The sequence below is a fragment of the uncultured Georgenia sp. genome (assembly GCF_937958535.1).
Taxonomy (GTDB): domain Bacteria; phylum Actinomycetota; class Actinomycetes; order Actinomycetales; family Actinomycetaceae; genus Oceanitalea.
The window spans coordinates 1-17,615 of the sequence record NZ_CALGNQ010000227.1; the positions used below are offsets into that span (position 1 = coordinate 1).

Consider the following 17,615-nt stretch of genomic DNA (forward strand, 5'->3'; position numbering starts at 1 on the left):
GGGGCACCCACCGCACGTGGCGGGTTGCCGACCAGCAAGCCGGGGCTTAGCGCACGAGAGTGCGCACTGGTACTCTGAACCTGACGCTGACGCTAGCCGCGACGCACTTCACGTGTCAACCGACGGACGGTGGCGTGTCGCGACGCGGACACCTGGGGAACCCACCCCGACCCGGGGTCGGGGTGGGGACGAGCTCGACGTCGAGCTCGTGGACCTCTCCCCTAGGCGGGCACCACGTTGACCAGCCTCGGCGCACGCACGATGACCTTGCGGACCTCGCGGTCACCCAGCGCGCGCTTCACCCCGGCGGTCGCCAGGGCGAGCCGCTCGAGCTCGGCCTCGTCGATCGACACCGGGACCTCGAGCTTGTCGCGGAGCTTGCCGGCCACCTGGACGACGCAGGTGACGGTGTCCTCCACCAGCAGCTCGGGGTCGGCCACCGGGAACGGCTCGTAGGTCAGCGACTGCTCGTGCCCCAGCCGCCGCCACAGCTCCTCGGAGATGTGCGGGGCGATCGGGGCCAGCATGAGCAGCAGCGGCTCGACCGCCTCGCGGGGCGTGCGCTCCAGGCCGGTGAGGTGGTTGTTGAGGACGATGAGCCGAGCGATGGCGGTGTTGATCCGCATCGCCGACATCTCCGTCTCGACCTCGTCGATGGTCTTGGCGACCAGCCGGCGGGTCTCCTCGTCAGCAGGGTCGTCGGTGACGACCAGCTCGCCGGTGTGCTCGTCCACGACGTTGCGCCACAGCCGCTGGAGGAAGCGCTGGGAGCCGACGACGGCGCGGGTGTCCCACGGGCGGGAGTCGTCCAGCGGGCCCATCGACATCTCGTACACGCGGAAGGTGTCGGCGCCGTAGGCCTCGTACATCTCGTCCGGCGTGACGATGTTCTTCAGGGACTTGCCCATCTTCCCGTACTCGCGGAAGACCTCCTGGCCCTGCCAGCGGTAGGTCACCTCACCGGAGCCGTCCTCCGCGGCGACCTCCTCGACCTCGTCGGCCGGCACGTACTGGCCGCGGGAGTCGACGTAGGCGTAGGCCTGGATGTAGCCCTGGTTGAAGAGCTTGTGGAAGGGCTCGGAGCTGATGACGTGGCCGAGGTCGTACAGCGCCTTGTGCCAGAAGCGGGCGTAGAGCAGGTGGAGCACCGCGTGCTCGACGCCGCCGACGTACAGGTCGGCGCCGCCGCAGGGCTTGCCCTCGCGCGGACCCATCCAGTACTGCTCGTTGACCGGGTCGACGAGCCGCTGCTCGTTGTTCGGGTCGAGGTAGCGCAGCTCGTACCAGCACGACCCCGCCCAGTTGGGCATGGTGTTGGTGTCGCGGCGGTAGGTCTTCGGGCCGTCACCCAGGTCGAGCTCGACCTTCACCCAGTCCTCGGCGCGGCCCAGCGGGGGCTCGGGCGAGGAGTCGGCGTCGTACGGGTCGTAGGTACGCGGGGAGTAGTCCGGCACCTCGGGCAGGTCGACGGGGAGCATCTCCTCGGGCAGGGCGTGCGCCCGGCCGTCCTCGTCGTAGACGACGGGGAAGGGCTCGCCCCAGTAGCGCTGGCGGGAGAAGAGCCAGTCCCGCAGCCGGTAGGTGGTGCGGGCCTCGCCCAGGCCCTTGGACTCCAGCCAGCGGGTGATGACGGCCTTGGCCTCGTCGGTGGGCAGGCCGTTGAGGGAGATCTCGTCGTTGGCGGAGTTGATCGTCTCGCCGTCACCGGTCCAGGCGCCGCCCTCGAAGTCTGCGGGCGGCTGGACGGTGCGGACGACCTCCAGGTCGTAGGTCTGGGCGAACTCGTAGTCGCGCTCGTCCTCGGCCGGCACCGCCATGATGGCGCCGGTGCCGTACCCCATGAGCACGTAGTCGGCGACGAAGACCGGGACCTGCTTGCCGTTGACCGGGTTGGTCGCGAAAGCGCCGGTGAAGACGCCGGTCTTGGCCCGGCTCTCCTCCTGGCGCTCGGCCTCCGTCTTCGCGGCGGCCTGGGCACGGTAGGCGGCGACAGCCTCGGCCGGGGTGTCGTATCCGCCGGTCCACGACTCCCTGGTGCCCTCCGGCCAGGTGGCGGGGACGGCGTCGTCGACGAGCGGGTGCTCGGGGGCGAGAACCATGAACGTCGCCCCGAACAGGGTGTCGGGGCGGGTGGTGAAGACCTCCAGGGCGAGGTCGGTGGCCCCGCCCTCGGCCTCGCCGGTGCTCACCCGTGACGGCAGCGCGAAGCGGACGACGGCACCCTCGGAGCGGCCGATCCAGTTGCGCTGCATCGCCTTGACCTTCTCCGGCCAGTCGATGTGCTCGAGGTCGTCGACGAGGCGGTCCGCGTAGGCGGTGATCCGCATCATCCACTGCCGCAGGTTGCGCTTGAACACGGGGAAGTTGCCGCGTTCGGAGCGGCCCTCCGCGGTGACCTCCTCGTTGGCGAGCACCGTGCCCAGGCCCGGGCACCAGTTGACCGGTGCCTCGGACAGGTAGGCCAGGCGGTGCTCGTCGAGTGCGGCGGCGCGGGCGTCGGCGTCCATCTCGGCCCACGGCACGCCGGTGGGGGTCGGCCTGCGGCCCGTGGCGAAGGCCTCCTCGAGCTCGCCGATCGGGCGGGCCGCGCCGCGGCCGCCGTCGGGCCGGACGGCGTCCTCGTCGTACCAGGCGTTGTAGAGCTGGAGGAAGATCCACTGGGTCCAGCGGACGTAGTCGGGGTCCGTCGTCGCGAAGGAGCGCCGGTCGTCGTGCGCCAGGCCCAGGCGCCGCAGCTGGCGGCGCATGTTGGCGATGTTCTCCTCGGTGGTGACCCGCGGGTGCTGGCCGGTCTGGACCGCGTACTGCTCGGCAGGCAGGCCGAAGGCGTCGTAGGACAGCGCGTGCAGGACGTTCTTGCCCTTCATCCGCTGGTAGCGGCCGATGACGTCGGTGGCGATGTAGCCCAGCGGGTGCCCGACGTGCAGCCCCTTGCCGGAGGGGTAGGGGAACATGTCGAGCACGTAGAACTTCTCGTCCGACGCCGGACCGGCGAGGTCACCGGCCGGGTTGGGGGCGTGGAAGGTGCCCTCCTGCTCCCAGCGGTCCTGCCACCGCTGCTCGATCTCGCCGGCGAGGCGGGCGTTGTAGCGGAAAGGGGGCTCTGCCGGGACCGCCGAGGCGGACTGCGCGCTGGTGTCGGTGCTCATCAAGGTTCCTCACGGTGGGTACTGGTCGCTCCTGGCATGAGAAAACCTCCCCGCAGGGAGGTGTGCCGCGCTGATGCGGCGCCGTGGCGCCCGCTGAGGTCAGCGCGGCTGCAGAAGGAGGACCCGTCGCGACATGCGCATACCCTACCGCAGCCCCGACCTGCGACGAGGGTGCCGCGGGGTGAGGTCCCCGACGTCGGAGGCGTGAGGACCAGGGATCGGTCGGGGTGCTACCCGGTACCCCGCCGCGGCGTGCGGCGGTCGACTGGAGGCATGACGCAGCTCCCTCCTGGACCCACCGTCCCGTTCCCGCCGGGCACCCCGGGCGGCCCGCCCCCGTCGCCCCCGCCCGGCCCCCCGGGCGGCCCGCCCTCAGCCGGCGGGTTCCCCGGCCGCGCGCCGTGGCCGCCTCCCCCGGTCCGCCGCCGGCGACGCCGGTGGCCGTGGGTCGTGCTGCTCGGTGCCGTCGCGGTCGTGGTGGGCGTCGCCGTCGTGGCCACCCTCGCCTGGCTCGGGGTCATCGGACGTGCCACGGTCGACACCGTCGGGACGGTCCGCTTCGACCAGCCCCTGCACGTCCCCCCGCTCGCCGAGTCGCGGCTCGACGACGCCGGGCGGCGCGTGTTCGACCTCACGGCGCAGCAGGGCACGAGGCAGTTCGTCCCGGGCGGCGCCACCACCCCGACGTGGGGGCTGAACGGCGACTACCTCGGCCCCACCCTGCGGGCGCACCGGGGTGAGGAGGTCGTCGTCCGAATCACCAACGAGCTGCCCGAGACGACGACGATGCACTGGCACGGCATGCACCTGCCACCGGAGATGGACGGCGGCCCGCACCAGACCGTCGCGCCCGGCGAGACGTGGTCCCCGTCGTGGGTCGTCGACCAGCCCGCCGCGACGCTGTGGTACCACCCGCACACGCACGGACTGACGCAGGAGCACGTCGGACGCGGCTTGGCCGGGATGTTCATCCTCGACGACGACACCTCCGGCACGCTCGACCTGCCCTCGGAGTACGGCGTCGACGACATCCCGGTCATCGTCCAGGACCGCTCGATCGACGACGAGGGCCGGGTGACGGGCTCGTCGTTCGGCACGACCGGGCCGCTGGGTGAGGAGCTGCTCGTCAACGGGACGTACGGGCCCTACCTGGACGTCACCACCGAGCGCGTGCGCCTGCGGCTGCTCAACGCCTCGGCGGCGCGCACCTACGCCTTCGCCGCCGACGACGGACGCGACCTCATGCTCGTCGGCACGGACGGCGGGCTGCTCGAGGCCCCGGTCCCCATGGACCAGGTCCAGCTCTCGCCCGGCGAGCGGGCCGAGGTCGTCGTGACCATGAGCCCCGGTGAGCGGGTGGTCCTGCGTTCACTTCCGCCGGACCTCGGCACCGACGGGACGGAGGACCGGTCCGCCGGCGGGCAGGACCGGTTCGACGTGCTCGAGCTGCGCGCGGCCGACGAGCCGGCGCCGTCACCGCCGCTGCCGGAACGGCTCGTCCCGGTACCCCGGCTCGACCCCGCCGCCGATGCCCACCGCACCTTCGACCTGCGCTCCTTCCGGATCAACGGCCGGTCGATGGACATGGACCGCGTGGACCTGGCGGTCACCGTCGACTCGACCGAGGTGTGGGAGGTGCGCAACGTCCACGGCACCCCGCACAACTTCCACGTCCACGACGTGCAGTTCCAGGTGCTCGACGTCGACGGCGCCCCTCCCCCGCCGCAGCTGCGCGGCTGGAAGGACACCGTGTACCTGCCGCCGCACGGGTCGGTGCGGCTCATCATGCGCTTCGAGGACTACACCGACGCGACGGTGCCCTACATGTTCCACTGCCACCTCCTGTGGCACGAGGACCAGGGGATGATGGGCCAGTTCGTCGTCGTGGACGAGGGCGAGGAACCGGACCTCGCCGGGGCGGGCGACGGTGAGCATCACCATTGAGACTCCGGTGCGCGGGCGGGGCAGGCAGGGTCGCCATATGCTCGAAAGCGTTCCAGCAACAGTCGTCGTGGTGCCCTCGCGCCACGGGAAGGAGAGAGCACATGGCAGCCAAGCCGTCGGAGAAGGTTGTCGCCGGCCTCCAGGAGAGCCTCGTCGACCTCATCGACCTGTCGCTCCAGGCCAAGCAGGCGCACTGGAACGTCTACGGCTCCCACTTCCGTTCCGTGCACCTCCAGCTCGACGAGGTGACCGACGAGGTCCGGCTCGCCGCCGACGACGTCGCCGAGCGTCTCGTGGCGATCGGTGGCGAGCCGGACGGGCGGGCCGCGACCGTGGCGAGCTCCTCGCAGGTGGACGCGATCTCGGCCGGCCGCCTGGCCGACGACAAGGTGATCCGTCAGTTCGAGGAGCGCCTGCAGGCCACCGCCGACCGGATCAAGGGGCACCTCGACGGGATCGAGGACGAGGACCCGCTGACCCACGACCTCCTGGTCGGGATCGCGACCGGCCTGGAGAAGCAGGCCTGGATGTTCCGCGCGGCCGCCGGGGAGGTCTGACCGCACCCGGGGGCCTGACCGGGAGACGTCCCGCACAGTTGCAGGCGCAGGTCCGCCTGCACCACGCCCAGCTCGACGGGCCGGCGCCACCTCAGGGTGCCGGCCCGTGTCGCTGCACGGGTCGGTGTGCTGGGCCGACCAGCCTCGGCCGGCCTCAGCGGAAGCGCTGGACAGCCAGCGGCGCGGCCTGCGCGATCGCCCGCACCGTCGGGTGCTGCTCCTCTCCCGCGAGCAGGTTCGCCAACGGCCCGGTCGCCACGACAGTGCCCTCGGCGAGGAAGTGGACGTGCCGGCAGGTCCGCTGGACGAGCTCCAGGTCGTGCGAGACCAGGACGACCGCGGTGTCGAGCTCGGCGATCATCGGCGCGAGCCGGCGGGTGAGGTCGGCGCGGGCCTGCGGGTCGACGGCGGTGAGTGGCTCGTCCAGCACGAGGATCTCCGGCCGGGTGGCCAGCGCGGCGGCCAGCGCCACCCGCTGCTTCTCCCCGCCCGAGAGGGTGACCATCCGCCGCCCGGCGAACGCCGGCGGGAGCCCGACCGCATCGAGCAGGTCGTTCATCGAGGTGCCGTGCGTGCGGCCGGCCTTGCGCGCCTCCCCGAGCGCCAGCGCCAGGCTGCGGGCGACGGTCAGGCGGAGGTCGGTGACGGTGAGCGAGTCCTGCGAGGTGAACCGCACCGCCGCCTTGAACTGCTTGCTCTCCCGACGTGGGAGGCGGTGCACCGGGCGGTCGTTGAAGGTCACCGACCCGCCGGTGGGCCGGAGCGCGCCCTGCAGGGCCCGCACGAGCGTCGTCTTGCCCGCCCCCGAGGGACCGACGATGCCGACGGGCGCATCCCCCGCCCTGACCTCCAGGTCGATCCCCCGCAGCACCTGCGTGCCGGAGTAGCCCGCCCAGAGGTCGTCGGCGCGCAGCACCGCCCGTGCTCCCATCTCCTCAGCTCCCTTCGTCCCTGGAATGCTACGACCTCGTCCTGCGGGGCCCACCGGTCACGACTCGCGCACGACGTCGGCCGGCTCCTTGTCCGGGCGCCAGCCCCGCCACCGCGGGTGACGCAGTCGTCCGGTGGAGGTCCACTCGGCGAACTCGACCTCGGCCACCCGGCGCGGGGTCACCCAGCGTGCGTCCTTGGCCTCGGGGCGGGGGACCTCCAGGGGCGGTGTCCTCCGTTCCTCCCGACGCAGCTCGGTGGCCCACCGGGCGGCCTCCCGTTCGGAGAAGCCGGTGCCGACGCGCCCGATGTACCGCAGCTCGCCGTCCTCCGGCAGCGCGAGCAGCAGCGAGCCGACCTTCCCGGCCCGGGTCCCCCGGCCGGGCCGCCACCCGACGACCACGGCCTCCTGCGTCGTCGCGTGCTTGATCTTCAGCCACGACCGGCTCCGTCGCCCCGGGGTGTAGGGCGCGTCCCGTCGCTTGGCGACCACGCCCTCGAGCTGCCACTGCTTGCTCGCGGTGATCGCGGCTTCGAGGTCCCCCTCGAAGGCCGGTGGGATGTCCACCAGCGGACAGCCGTCGGTGTCGACGACCTCCTCCAGCGCGGCCCGCCGCTCGTCGTAGCTGCGGCGCAGCAGGCTGCGGCCCTCCACCTGGAGGGCGTCGAAGAGCATGAGCCGCACGGGGTCGGCGCCGGCGGCACGGCTGATCGCCCGCGTGTCGGTGAGCTGGATGCGCTGTTGGAGGAGCCCGAAGTCGGGTCGGCCGGTCGGGGTGAGGGCGACGATCTCGCCGTCGAGCACCGCCGTCGTGGCCGACACGCACCCGGCGAGCTCGGCGAGCTCGGGGTAATTGGCCGTGACGTCCCGTCCGGTGCGGCTGAACAGCCGAAGCTCGCCGTCGTGGATGACGACGACGGCGCGCACGCCGTCCCACTTCATCTCGATCGCCCACTCGGCGCTCGGGTCGAGCGTCCGTGCGTCGCTGAGCGTGGCGAGCATCGGTGTCACCGGCTCCGGCGGGCCGCTGCTGGGCGCCTCGTCCGACCCGGCCCTTCCCGCGTCCTCCTGCGCCGTCCCCTCGGCGTCGTCCGTCGCACCGCTCGTCACCCGGCCACCGGCACCGGACCGCTTCTTACGGCGCGTGCCCCCGTCGTCGTCCTTCGCCCCCATGAGGTGGATGAGCCAGTGGTTCTCCTCGCCGTCGGACCGCCCGCCGGTGTGGATGAGGGCGAAGCGGCTCGTGCGCCCCGGACCGTCCGGACCGGCGAGCCCCCCGTCGGGCCGGCCGGTGAGGGTGACGATGATCTCCTTGCCCTCGCGCCACTTCTCGAAGGTGTAGGTGCCGTGGTCCCAGATGGTCATCTCCCCGGCGCCGTACTCTCCTGCGGGGATCGTGCCGGAGAAGGTGAGGTACTCCATCGGGTGGTCCTCGGTCTGGACCGCCAGATGGTTCTTCTTCGGCGACGTCGGCACACCCTTGGGCAGCGCCCAGCTGACCAGCACGCCGTCGTGGGCGAGCCGCAGGTCCCAGTGCAGCCGCGTGGCGTGGTGCTCCTGGATGACGAAGGCGAGTGTCCCGGCGTCGGGGGCGACCTCCGAGGGCACGGGCTCCGGTGTGCGCGACGCGTCCCGTTTCGCCCGGTACACCTCGAGCCGGTCCCGCTTCGGCTGTCCACCGGCCCGGTCCGCGACCTCGGCGAGCTCGGCCATCGGGTCGCCCCGTTGCTCGACGAGCTCACGCACCTCGACGAGGTCGACGTGCCGCAAGCCGGGGTCGGTGAGCTCCTCCCAGGTCCGCGGCGCGGCCACCATCGGGTGCTCCCGACCGCGCAGCGAGTAGGGCGCGATCGTCGTCTTGTTCTGGTTGTTCTGCGACCAGTCGACGAGCACCTTCCCGCGCCGCAGCTCCTTCTTCATGTTCGAGACGACGAGGTCGGGGTGGTCCGCCTCGAGGCTGCGCGCCAGCTCACGGGCCACCTCGCTCACCTGGTCGGAGGTGGCGACACCGCGCAGCGGGGCATAGAGGTGGATCCCCTTGGAGCCGCTCGTCACCGGGACGGGCGCCAGCCCCATCCCCTGGAGGATGTCACGAGCGAGCAGCGCCACCTCGACACACTCGGCGAGGCCGGCCCCCTCGCCGGGGTCGAGGTCGAGCACGAGCCGGTCCGGGTTGCGCCGTCTGCCGTCGCTGCCCACCCGCCACTGCGGCACGTGCACCTCCAGCGCCGCGACCTGCGCGAACCAGGCAAGCGTGGCCGCCTCGTTGACGATCGGGTAGGTGTTGACGTGGTCGGAGTGCTCGATGTCCACCCGCTCCACCCAGTCCGGCGCCCCGGCACCGAGGTTCTTCTGGAAGAACACCTCACCGGGCTTGTCCGCGGTGCCGACCCCGTTCGGCCAGCGTTTGCGGGTGGCGGGCCGCCCGGCGCAGTGCGGCAGCATGACCGGGGCGATGTGGGCGTAGTACTCCAGGACGTCGGCCTTCGTCGTCCCGGTGCCCGGGTAGAGCACCTTCGTGAGGTTCGTCAGGCGCAGGCGGTGGCCGTCCACCTGGACCACCATGGGCTCGCCGTCCTTCGCCATGGCGCCATGCTGCCCGCCCGGGTGCCGTGCCGCCACGGCGCCCTCACACGACGGGGTAGTCGGTGAACCGGAGCACCGCGAGCGCCCCGGCGACGATACCGATGACGAGCGGGACGACGAACGGCTCGCGGCGGCGGATGTGCATGACGGTGGCGATGACCATCATGCACCCCAGCGCCCCGGCCGCGACCGGCACGAGCTCGACCCCGCGCTCGAGCACCGGGGGCAGCACGAGCGCGAGCGCGCCGGCGAGCTCGAGGAGACCGATGCCCTTGAGCGCCGCCGGGTGGATGTCCTGGACGTAGGTCATCCCGCCCTCGTAGAGGGCCTGGCGGGACTTGACGAGCTTGGACACACCCGACCCGAGGAAGACGACCGTCAGCAGCCCGGTGACCACCCACAGCCAGATCTCCACTCCTGCTCCTTCCGCACCTGTGCGTCCGCGCGTCGCTGCGCGGCACCACCGTAGGTCGCGGGCGGGCCTCCCGGGGCCGGTTTGCCGCAGGGGCTGGGCCATTTCCACTGGCGCGGGTACCGTACGGGCACTTGACTGGTCCGGGGGCCCAGGGCCGGCACCACGGTCGGTCCTGCCCGGGAGGAGGCAGTATGCGCGCGATCTGGAAGGGGTCGATCACCTTCGGGTTGGTCAACGTGCCCATCTCCGTCTACAGCGCGACCGAGAACCACGACCTGCGGCTGCACCAGGTGCACAACACCGACGGCGGCCGTATCCGCTACCAGCGGCGCTGCGAGGTGTGCGGGGAGGTCGTCGAGTGGGGCGACATCGCCAAGGCGTACGACGACGGCGAGCGCACCGTCGTCCTCACCGACGACGAGCTGGCCGACCTGCCCACCGAACGCTCCCGCGAGATCGAGATCCTCCAGTTCGTACCGAGCGACCAGGTGGACCCGATCATGATGTCGAAGAGCTACTACCTGGCGCCGGCGTCGTCCTCGGCGAAGTCCTACGCGCTGCTGCGCCGGACGCTGGAGGAGACCGACCGGACGGCGATCGTGTCCTTCACGCTGCGCCAGCGCACCCAGCTCGGGGCGCTGCGGGTGCGGGACGACGTCATGGTGCTGCAGACCCTGCTGTGGGAGGACGAGGTCCGCGAGCCCGACTTCGCCGGTATCGACAAGGACGTGCGGATCAGCGCGAAGGAGCTGGAGATGGCCTCGGCCCTGGTCGAGAACTTCTCCGGCGACTTCGAGCCGGAGGAGTTCGTCGACGAGTACCAGGAGCAGCTGCGCACGCTGGTCGAGGCGAAGCTCGAGCAGGGGGAGGCGGTCGACACCGAGGAGACCTTCGGCGAGCGCGAGGAGGGCGAGGAGGCCGAGGTGCTCGACCTCATGGAGGCGCTGCGCCGCTCCGTCTCTGCCGCCAAGGAGAAGAAGTCCGGCAGCGCCAAGGCGGCGAGCGGCGGGTCGTCCGGGTCCTCGTCGGGTTCGTCGTCCGGCTCCGCGTCGTCCGGGTCGTCGTCACGGACGAAGAAGGCCGGTGGTTCGGGCACGAAGTCGTCCGGCTCGCGGTCCGCGGGGGACGGGGAGTCCACGTCGCGGACGTCGGCCGAGAAGAAGACGTCGACGACGAAGAAGAAGAGCGGGACCGCGACCCGCAAGAAGTCGGCGAGCAAGAAGAGCGCCTGACGGCCGACCGCCGGGTCGGTCGTGCGCTCCGGTGGGAATGGACCGCACCCGCGGAGGGTTTCACCGGCATGACTTCATCTATCCGTGTCGACGTCTGGTCCGACATCGCCTGCCCGTGGTGCTTCATCGGCAAGCGCAAGTTCGAGGCCGGGCTCGCCGCCTTCGACGGCGCCGACGACGTCACCGTCACCTACCACTCCTTCGAGCTGTCCCCCGACACCCCGGTCGACTTCGAGGGCAGCGAGGTGGACTTCCTCTCCGCGCACAAGGGCCTGCCCAAGGAACAGGTGGAGCAGATGCTCCGCCAGGTCACGACGATCGCCGCCGACGTCGGCCTGCGCTACGACTTCGACGCGGTGCGCCACACCAAGACGCTGCTCGCCCACGAGGCGCTGCACTTCGCCAAGGAGCACGGCACGCAGCTCGAGCTGGTCGAGCGGCTCTTCTCCGCGTACTTCGAGGAGGGCCGGCACGTGGGGAAGGTCGACGAGCTGGTCGCGCTCGGCTCCGACGTCGGGCTGGACGCCGACGCGCTGCGCACCGCCCTGGAGGACGGCACCTACACCGACGCCGTCGCCCAGGACATCGCCCAGGCGCGGGCCTACGGCATCCAGGGCGTGCCGTTCTACGTCATCGGCGGGAAGTACGGGGTCTCGGGGGCGCAGCGGCCGGAGGTCTTCACCCGGGCCCTGGAGCAGGTGCGTTCCGAGGCGTCGGTGCGGTGAGCGGGCAGCCCTTCACCCCCTTCCCGCTGCCGGACGGGCTGGATGCCGAGGACGGTGCCGGCATGTGTGTCGACGGCGTCTGCCACCTCCCGGCGGACGGGATCGACGCTCCGGAGGACGCCGTCGCGCCACGGTCGACCACGCCGCCGTCCAGCGCAGATTCCTGGGCAGACCTCGCCAGGTCGTAGGTACGGGTCCTCATGTCCCGTCCGGACCTACGACGACGCGCATGTCGCCACGACCAGGCGGGAGCCGACGACACCGGCTGACCACCGTCCGCCGCGACCCCGCCGTGGGATGGGCGTGGCCGACCCACGATCCTCCCCAGACCCGGTCGGGTCAGTAGCGGCGGACGATGACGAGGTCGTCGCGGTGGACGACGGCGCGCGGGTGGCGGGAGCCGTCCTCGAGCCGCAGCTCGGCGGTCGTCTTGCCGCGCATCTGGGCCACCTCGGCCGCGCTGTGCCCGACGATGCCCCGGGCCATGACCACGCCGCCCGTCGTGGCGAGCTCGACCGGGTCTCCCGGCTCGAAGTCGCCCTCGACGTCGACGATCCCAGCGGCGAGCAGGGAGCGCTTGCCGTGGGTGATCGCGTGGACCGCGCCGTCGTCCAGGACGAGGCGACCGTTGGTCCGCGCGGCGTGGGCGAGCCACAGCCGGCGGGTGCTCTTGCGCCGCCCGGTGGGCGCGAACCACGTCCCGACCGGCTCCCCGGCAAGTGCCTGCGCGGCGTTGTCCGCGGCGGTGAGCACCACGGGCACACCGGCGCTGGTCGCGATGGACGCGGCCTCGAGCTTGGTGACCATGCCGCCGGTGCCGATCGCGGTGCCGCGTCCGGTGACCTCGATGTTCTCCAGGTCCTCCGGCCCACGCACCTCCGGCACCCGCCGGGTGCCCGGGCGGGAGGGCGGCCCGTCGTACAGGCCGTCGACGTCGGTGAGGAGGACGAGGACGTCGGCGCGGACGAGATGGGCGACGAGGGCGGCGAGCCGGTCGTTGTCGCCGAAGCGGATCTCGTCGGTCGCCACCGTGTCGTTCTCGTTGACGATCGGGACGACGCCCAGCGCGAGCAGCCGCTCCAGCGCGCGCTGCGCGTTGCGGTAGTGCTGGCGGCGGATGAGGTCCTCGGCGGTGAGCAGCACCTGGCCCACGCGCCGGCCGTGCTCGGCGAAGGCCTCGGTGTACCGCGCCATGAGGATGCCCTGGCCCACCGAGGCGGTCGCCTGCGCGGTGGCGAGGTCCTGCGGCCGCACGGGCAGACCGAGCGGCGCGATGCCGGCGGCGATGGCGCCGGAGGAGACGAGGACGACCTCCTGACCGGCGTCGCGCCGGTCGGCGAGCACCTCGACGAGCGAGTACAGGCGCGGGAGGTTGAGCCGCCCGTCACGTGCCGTCAGTGAGGAGGAGCCGATCTTGACGACGACCCGAGCGGCCCGGGGGATGCCGGCTCGGTCTTGCACAGGGGTCACGTCGCTATTGTGCCTGGGACGGGTCTTCGGCTTCAGGCGTCGCCCAGTGACCGGACTCGCGCTCGGTCCACAGCTCCTCGCGGGCCCGGGCCTTGGCGTCCATCCGCTCGCGGTACTCGCGGCGCTTCTCCGCCCGGGTGGCGCGCGGCGCGTACTCCGCCTCCTCCAGGCGCGGGTCGCTGCCGCGGGGCCCGAGGAGCTCGGCGCCGGTGACCATGGTCGGCTCCCAGTCGAAGATGACCCCGCCCTCGAGCGGCCCGATGACCACCTCGTCGCCCGGCTGGGCCCCCACCCGGAACAGCTCGTCCTCCACGCCGAGCCGGGCGAGCCGGTCGGCGAGGAAGCCGACGGCCTCGTCGTTGGCGAAGTCGGTCTGCTGCACCCAGCGCTCCGGCTTGGCGCCACGGACCTGGTAGAACACGCCGTCGTGCCGGGTGCGGCGGGTGACGGTGAAGCCGGCGTCGTCCACCGGACGGGGGCGCAGCACGACGCGTTCGGGCGCCGGCGGCGGCGCGGCCGCCCGGGCCTCGGCCACGAGCCGGGCGAGCGCGAAGGAGAGCTCCCGCAGGCCCTCGTGGCTGGCCGCGGAGATCTCGTGCACCGGCAGCCCGCGCGCCTCGATCTCGGGGCGGACCAGCTCGGCCAGCTCGCGCGCCTCGGGCACGTCCACCTTGTTGAGGACGACGACGCGCGGCCGCTCGGCCAGCGGTGGCAGACCGGTGGTGGTGAGCTCCTCGGCGTAGGCGGCGAGCTCGGCCTCGATGGTGTCGAGGTCGCTGACGGGGTCTCGGCCGGGCTCGAGCGTGGCGCAGTCGAGGACGTGGACGATGACGGCGCAGCGCTCGATGTGCCGCAGGAAGTCCAGGCCCAACCCCTTGCCCTGGCTGGCGCCCGGGATGAGCCCGGGCACGTCGGCCACCGTGTACCGCTCCTCACCGGCCTGGACGACCCCGAGGTTCGGCACGAGCGTGGTGAAGGGGTAGTCGGCGATCTTCGGGCGCGCGGCCGACATCGCCGCGATGAGGCTGGACTTCCCCGCGCTGGGGAAGCCGACGAGCGCGACGTCGGCGACGCTCTTGAGCTCCAGGACGAGGTCGGCGGTCTCCCCCGGCTCGCCGAGCAGCGCGAACCCGGGGGCCTTGCGCCGCGGCGAGGCGAGTGCGGCGTTGCCGAGCCCGCCGCGACCACCGGCGGCGGCGACGAAGCGCGTGCCCGCACCGACGAGGTCGGCGAGCACCTCACCGTCGAGCGTCTTGACGACGGTGCCGTCGGGCACGGGCAGCACGAGGTCCGCCCCGCTCTTGCCGTTGCGCAGGTCGCCCGAGCCCTGGCTGCCGTGCTCGGCGCGGCGGTGCGGCGAGTGGTGGTAGCTCAGGAGCGTCGTGGTCTGCGGGTCGACCTCGAGGATGACGTCCCCGCCGCGGCCGCCGTTCCCGCCGTCGGGGCCGCCGAGCGGCTTGAACTTCTCACGACGGACGGAGGCGACGCCGTTCCCGCCGTTGCCGCCCGCCACGTGCAGCACGACGCGGTCGACGAAGGTGGCCATCAGTCCTCCTGGGGTGGGGCCGGACAAGGAAAGCGGGGGCGGACGGCACGTGCCGTCCGCCCCCGCCGGAAGCGTTGCGGTCTCGCTCAGGCCTCAGCAGCGACGACGCTGACCGTCTTGCGGCCACGCTTGGTGCCGAACTCGACGGCACCGGTGGCCAGCGCGAACAGGGTGTCGTCCTTGCCACGGCCGACGTTGTCACCGGGGTGGAACTTCGTGCCGCGCTGGCGGACGAGGATCTCGCCCGCGTTGACGAACTGGCCGCCGAAGCGCTTGACGCCGAGGCGTTGGGCGTTGGAGTCGCGGCCGTTCCGGGTGGAGCTGGCACCCTTCTTCGTTGCCATGGTGAAGCCTGCTTTCGTGTGGTGCGGACGGGGGCGAGGGGCCCGGGACTACTTGATGCCGGTGATCTTGACCCGGGTCAGCTGCTGGCGGTGACCCTGGCGGACGCGGTAGCCCGTCTTGTTCTTGTACTTCTGGATCGTGATCTTCTTGCCCTTCTCGGGACGCACGATCTCGGCGGTGACGGTGACCTTGGCCAGGTCGTCCGCACCGGTGGTCACCTTGTCGCCGTCCACGAGCATGAGCGGGGTGAGGTTGACGGTCTCCCCAACCTCGCCGTCAACCTTGTTCATGACGACGACGTCGCCGACGGACACCTTCTCCTGTCGGCCGCCGGCCTTGACGATCGCGTACACCACGTTGCTGCTCATCTCTGTCGTTACGGGCCTCGCGCAGTGACCGGCGGGGCCGGGTCGCGCAAGGCGTGCAAGGAAGGCACGTCTTCGACGCACCGACGATCCAGGGTACGCGGCGCAGGGCCGCCGAGCAAATGTCCGGGGTGCCGGCGCGCGCCGGATCGGGTGTGCTTTCGCGCACACCGACCGCCGCACTCTCTCATCGATCGGTCGAAGAACGTCTGTTCACGGTGCGGGAGAGGACGGTCTGCGACCGATGGGTCGGGTCGGTGGACCGGAGGGGCCGCCGGCACGCCCTCAGCGCAGGGCGGCGAGGGCGTCGGGGATCGACTCGTCGCCGCCGACCAGCTCGACGACCTGCCCGGCGGTCTCCGGCCGGTCCAGCACCGCGACGATGACGGCGGCGACGTCCTCGCGCGGGACCGCTCCCCTGCCGGTGCGGGCCGCCACCCGTACCCGACCGGTGCCCGGGTCGTCGGTCAGCCGGCCCGGACGCACCACCGTCCAGTCGAGGTCACGCCGCATGAGGTCGTCGTCGGCGGCCTTCTTGGCGTCGAGGTAGGCGTTGAAGACCTCGTCGCCCTGGCCGGTGCCGCCGGTGTCGGCGCCCATCGAGGAGACCATGACGTAGCGCCGTACCCCGGCCCGCTCGGCGGCGTCGGCGAGGAGCACGGCGGCGCCGTGGTCGACGGTCCGCTTGCGCGCCGCCCCGCTGCCGGGTCCCGCCCCGGCTGCGAAGACGACGGCGTCCGCCCCCTCGACGACGGCGGCGACCTCCTCGACGGTTGCCTGCTCGAGGTCGAGGACCACCGCCTCGGCGCCGTCGGCCTCCAGGTCGGCCCGGTGGTCGGGGTTGCGCACGATCCCCACCGGGACGTCACCGCGGCGGGCGAGCAGGCGTTCCAGGTGCCGGGCGATCTGGCCGTGACCTCCGGCGATGACGACTCTCATGCACGCTCCTCTCGTCGGCCTACCATCCTGGCCGCGGACGGCGAGCCCGGCCAGTCAGCCGATCTCGGCGGCCGCGGCGCTGATCGCCGCGACGTAGTCCTCCAGCCCCCAGTCGAGCGACAGCGCGGTGGGCGGGCTCATCGCGGCGATGAGCTGGTCACCGGTGATGCTGGCGACCGCCCCGTCGGCGACGGCGGGGATCGCCTGGGCGTAGGACTGGGCGAGGAAGGTCTCCACCTCCTCCTCGGTGCTGGCGTAGTGGACCAGGAGGTCCGCCTCGAGCTGGTCGGTCTGCTCGTAGGACAGCGAGTACACGAAGGTCTCCCCGCCGGTGTCGAGCTCCTCCACCGCGGGCGCACTCTCCAGTCCGAGGTCGAGGAGGAAGTCGACCCGGGCGTCGGCGGGCTTGTAGACGTAGAAGGTGCCGCCGACGTCCCACACGGCCGCGACGGTCACCCCCTGGAGCTCGGGATGGGCACCGGCCGTCTCCTCCAGCGTGGTGTCGAGGTCGGCGACGAGCTCCTCGGCCTCGTCCTGCAGTCCGAGCGAGGTGCCGACGATGCGGATGACGTCCCGCCACGGCGTCGTCCACGGCTCCTGCGGGTAGACGACGGTGGGGGCGATCTCGGACAGCAGCTCGTACTGCTCCTCGGTCACCCCGGAGTAGGGGGCGAGGATGAGCTCCGGGTCGAGCGCGGCGATCTCCTCGTAGGCGGGCTCCTCGACTCCCGCGGGCAGGATCGTCGGCTCGGCCCCGATCTCCTCCAGGGCCTCGTCGACCCACGGCAGCAGCCCGTTCTCGTCCACGGCGTAGGTCTGCGCCTCGATGCCGGCGGGGACGACGCCGAGGGCCAGTGCCGCCTCCGTCGCGCCCCAGCCGAGGGTGACGACGTCGGTCACCGAGCCGGGGATCTCGGTGCTGCCGAAGGCGTGCTCGACGGTGATGCCGGCGTCGTCACCGGCGGTGGGTGCGTCGTCGCCGGTGGAGCCGGCATCGCCGCCGTCGTCGGAGCAGGCGGTGAGGGCGAGGGCGAGCGCTGCGGCCGCCCCGAGGACGCGGGTGAGGTGTCGGGACACGGGGTCTCCTTCAGTGGTGGGTCAGGTCGGGGGCGGGCGTGCCGTGGAAGCGGCCGACGGGCACGACCATCGGGGCCCCGCACACCGGGTCGGGGACGACGCGGGCGCGCAGCCCGAACGCCTCGGCGACGAGGTCCTCGGTGAGGACGGTGCGCGGGTCGCCGATCGCCCGGACCGTGCCGTCGCGCATGACGACGAGGTGGTCGGCGTAGCGGGCGGCGAGGTTGAGGTCGTGGAGGACCATGACGATGGTGCGGCCGCGGTCACGGTTGAGCGCGAGCAGCAGGTCGAGCACCTCGAGCTGGTGGGTGACGTCGAGGAAGGTCGTGGGCTC

15 protein-coding genes are annotated in these 17,615 nt (G+C 72.4%); 4 read left to right on the forward strand and 11 right to left on the reverse strand.

Going from position 1 to position 17,615, the window contains the following annotated elements; all coding sequences use genetic code 11:
- Nucleotides 1-221: 221 nt before the first annotated feature.
- Nucleotides 222-3,149 (reverse strand): leucine--tRNA ligase, encoded by a 2,928-nt coding sequence (gene leuS / locus Q0195_RS11950; protein WP_299278808.1) that lies wholly within the window; start codon nt 3,147-3,149, stop codon nt 222-224.
- A 474-nt stretch (nt 3,150-3,623) separates the two neighbouring features.
- On the opposite strand from leuS, the gene Q0195_RS11955 reads away from it, so the two are divergent.
- Both Q0195_RS11955 and Q0195_RS11960 read left to right on the forward strand, forming a co-directional pair.
- Nucleotides 3,624-5,093 carry a multicopper oxidase domain-containing protein gene (locus Q0195_RS11955; RefSeq protein ID WP_299278810.1) on the forward strand — a complete coding sequence of 490 codons (1,470 nt, stop codon included), beginning with the start codon at nt 3,624-3,626 and terminating at the stop codon, nt 5,091-5,093.
- 101 nt (nt 5,094-5,194) lie between these two features.
- A complete protein-coding gene (locus Q0195_RS11960; RefSeq protein ID WP_299278812.1) occupies nt 5,195-5,650 on the forward strand; it encodes a DNA starvation/stationary phase protection protein in 456 nt (151 codons plus the stop codon).
- Nucleotides 5,651-5,804: 154 nt separating this feature from the next.
- Here Q0195_RS11960 and Q0195_RS11965 read toward each other — a convergent pair whose 3' ends face one another.
- Genes Q0195_RS11965 through Q0195_RS11975 form a run of 3 tightly spaced genes read right to left on the reverse strand, consistent with a single transcriptional unit; the run spans nt 5,805 to nt 9,582 of the window.
- Nucleotides 5,805-6,581: an ABC transporter ATP-binding protein gene (locus Q0195_RS11965; RefSeq protein WP_299278815.1), complete on the reverse strand. Its 777-nt coding sequence runs from the start codon at nt 6,579-6,581 to the stop codon at nt 5,805-5,807.
- 57 nt (nt 6,582-6,638) lie between these two features.
- The gene (locus Q0195_RS11970; RefSeq protein ID WP_299278818.1) at nt 6,639-9,167 is read right to left on the reverse strand and encodes an ATP-dependent DNA ligase; all 2,529 of its coding nucleotides are present in this window, start codon (nt 9,165-9,167) and stop codon (nt 6,639-6,641) included.
- Between the two features lie 43 nt (nt 9,168-9,210).
- Nucleotides 9,211-9,582 carry a DoxX family protein gene (locus tag Q0195_RS11975; protein WP_299278821.1) on the reverse strand — a complete coding sequence of 124 codons (372 nt, stop codon included), beginning with the start codon at nt 9,580-9,582 and terminating at the stop codon, nt 9,211-9,213.
- Between the two features lie 191 nt (nt 9,583-9,773).
- On the opposite strand from Q0195_RS11975, the gene Q0195_RS11980 reads away from it, so the two are divergent.
- Together Q0195_RS11980 and Q0195_RS11985 are read left to right on the forward strand one after the other, a co-directional pair.
- Nucleotides 9,774-10,814 (forward strand): Ku protein, encoded by a 1,041-nt coding sequence (locus tag Q0195_RS11980; RefSeq protein ID WP_299278824.1) that lies wholly within the window; start codon nt 9,774-9,776, stop codon nt 10,812-10,814.
- Between the two features lie 68 nt (nt 10,815-10,882).
- Nucleotides 10,883-11,539 carry a DsbA family oxidoreductase gene (locus Q0195_RS11985; protein ID WP_299278826.1) on the forward strand — a complete coding sequence of 219 codons (657 nt, stop codon included), beginning with the start codon at nt 10,883-10,885 and terminating at the stop codon, nt 11,537-11,539.
- A 339-nt stretch (nt 11,540-11,878) separates the two neighbouring features.
- On the opposite strand, the gene proB is transcribed toward Q0195_RS11985, so the two are convergent.
- The 7 genes from proB to Q0195_RS12020 form a co-directional block, all read right to left on the reverse strand.
- A complete protein-coding gene (gene proB, locus Q0195_RS11990) occupies nt 11,879-13,000 on the reverse strand; it encodes a glutamate 5-kinase (RefSeq protein ID WP_299278843.1) in 1,122 nt (373 codons plus the stop codon).
- Between the two features lie 13 nt (nt 13,001-13,013).
- Nucleotides 13,014-14,555 carry a GTPase ObgE gene (gene obgE / locus Q0195_RS11995; RefSeq protein ID WP_299278829.1) on the reverse strand — a complete coding sequence of 514 codons (1,542 nt, stop codon included), beginning with the start codon at nt 14,553-14,555 and terminating at the stop codon, nt 13,014-13,016.
- An 86-nt stretch (nt 14,556-14,641) separates the two neighbouring features.
- On the reverse strand, nt 14,642-14,899 hold the full coding sequence (rpmA, locus tag Q0195_RS12000) for a 50S ribosomal protein L27 (protein WP_299278832.1): 258 nt from the start codon (nt 14,897-14,899) through the stop codon (nt 14,642-14,644).
- A 48-nt stretch (nt 14,900-14,947) separates the two neighbouring features.
- Complete coding sequence (gene rplU, locus Q0195_RS12005; protein WP_299278846.1) at nt 14,948-15,256, reverse strand: 50S ribosomal protein L21; 309 nt, start codon at nt 15,254-15,256, stop codon at nt 14,948-14,950.
- Nucleotides 15,257-15,550: 294 nt separating this feature from the next.
- Nucleotides 15,551-16,204, reverse strand: coding sequence for an SDR family oxidoreductase (locus Q0195_RS12010; RefSeq protein ID WP_299278835.1), 654 nt, complete (start codon nt 16,202-16,204; stop codon nt 15,551-15,553).
- Nucleotides 16,205-16,258: 54 nt separating this feature from the next.
- A complete protein-coding gene (locus Q0195_RS12015; protein WP_299278838.1) occupies nt 16,259-17,281 on the reverse strand; it encodes an iron-siderophore ABC transporter substrate-binding protein in 1,023 nt (340 codons plus the stop codon).
- A gap of 10 nt (nt 17,282-17,291) precedes the next feature.
- Nucleotides 17,292-17,615, reverse strand: a 324-nt coding sequence (locus Q0195_RS12020; RefSeq protein ID WP_299278840.1) for an ABC transporter ATP-binding protein, incomplete at its 5' end; no start/stop codon positions are given.

Coding starts and splice junctions, on each gene's coding strand:
- Q0195_RS11985 (WP_299278826.1), top strand. CDS start 10,883: ATGACTTCATCTATCCGTGTCGACGTCTGGTCCGACATCGCCTGCCCG.
- Q0195_RS11970 (WP_299278818.1), bottom strand. CDS start 9,167: ATGGCGAAGGACGGCGAGCCCATGGTGGTCCAGGTGGACGGCCACCGC.
- obgE (WP_299278829.1), bottom strand. CDS start 14,555: ATGGCCACCTTCGTCGACCGCGTCGTGCTGCACGTGGCGGGCGGCAAC.
- Q0195_RS11965 (WP_299278815.1), bottom strand. CDS start 6,581: ATGGGAGCACGGGCGGTGCTGCGCGCCGACGACCTCTGGGCGGGCTAC.
- Q0195_RS11980 (WP_299278824.1), top strand. CDS start 9,774: ATGCGCGCGATCTGGAAGGGGTCGATCACCTTCGGGTTGGTCAACGTG.
- rpmA (WP_299278832.1), bottom strand. CDS start 14,899: ATGGCAACGAAGAAGGGTGCCAGCTCCACCCGGAACGGCCGCGACTCC.
- leuS (WP_299278808.1), bottom strand. CDS start 3,149: ATGAGCACCGACACCAGCGCGCAGTCCGCCTCGGCGGTCCCGGCAGAG.
- Q0195_RS12010 (WP_299278835.1), bottom strand. CDS start 16,204: ATGAGAGTCGTCATCGCCGGAGGTCACGGCCAGATCGCCCGGCACCTG.
- Q0195_RS11960 (WP_299278812.1), top strand. CDS start 5,195: ATGGCAGCCAAGCCGTCGGAGAAGGTTGTCGCCGGCCTCCAGGAGAGC.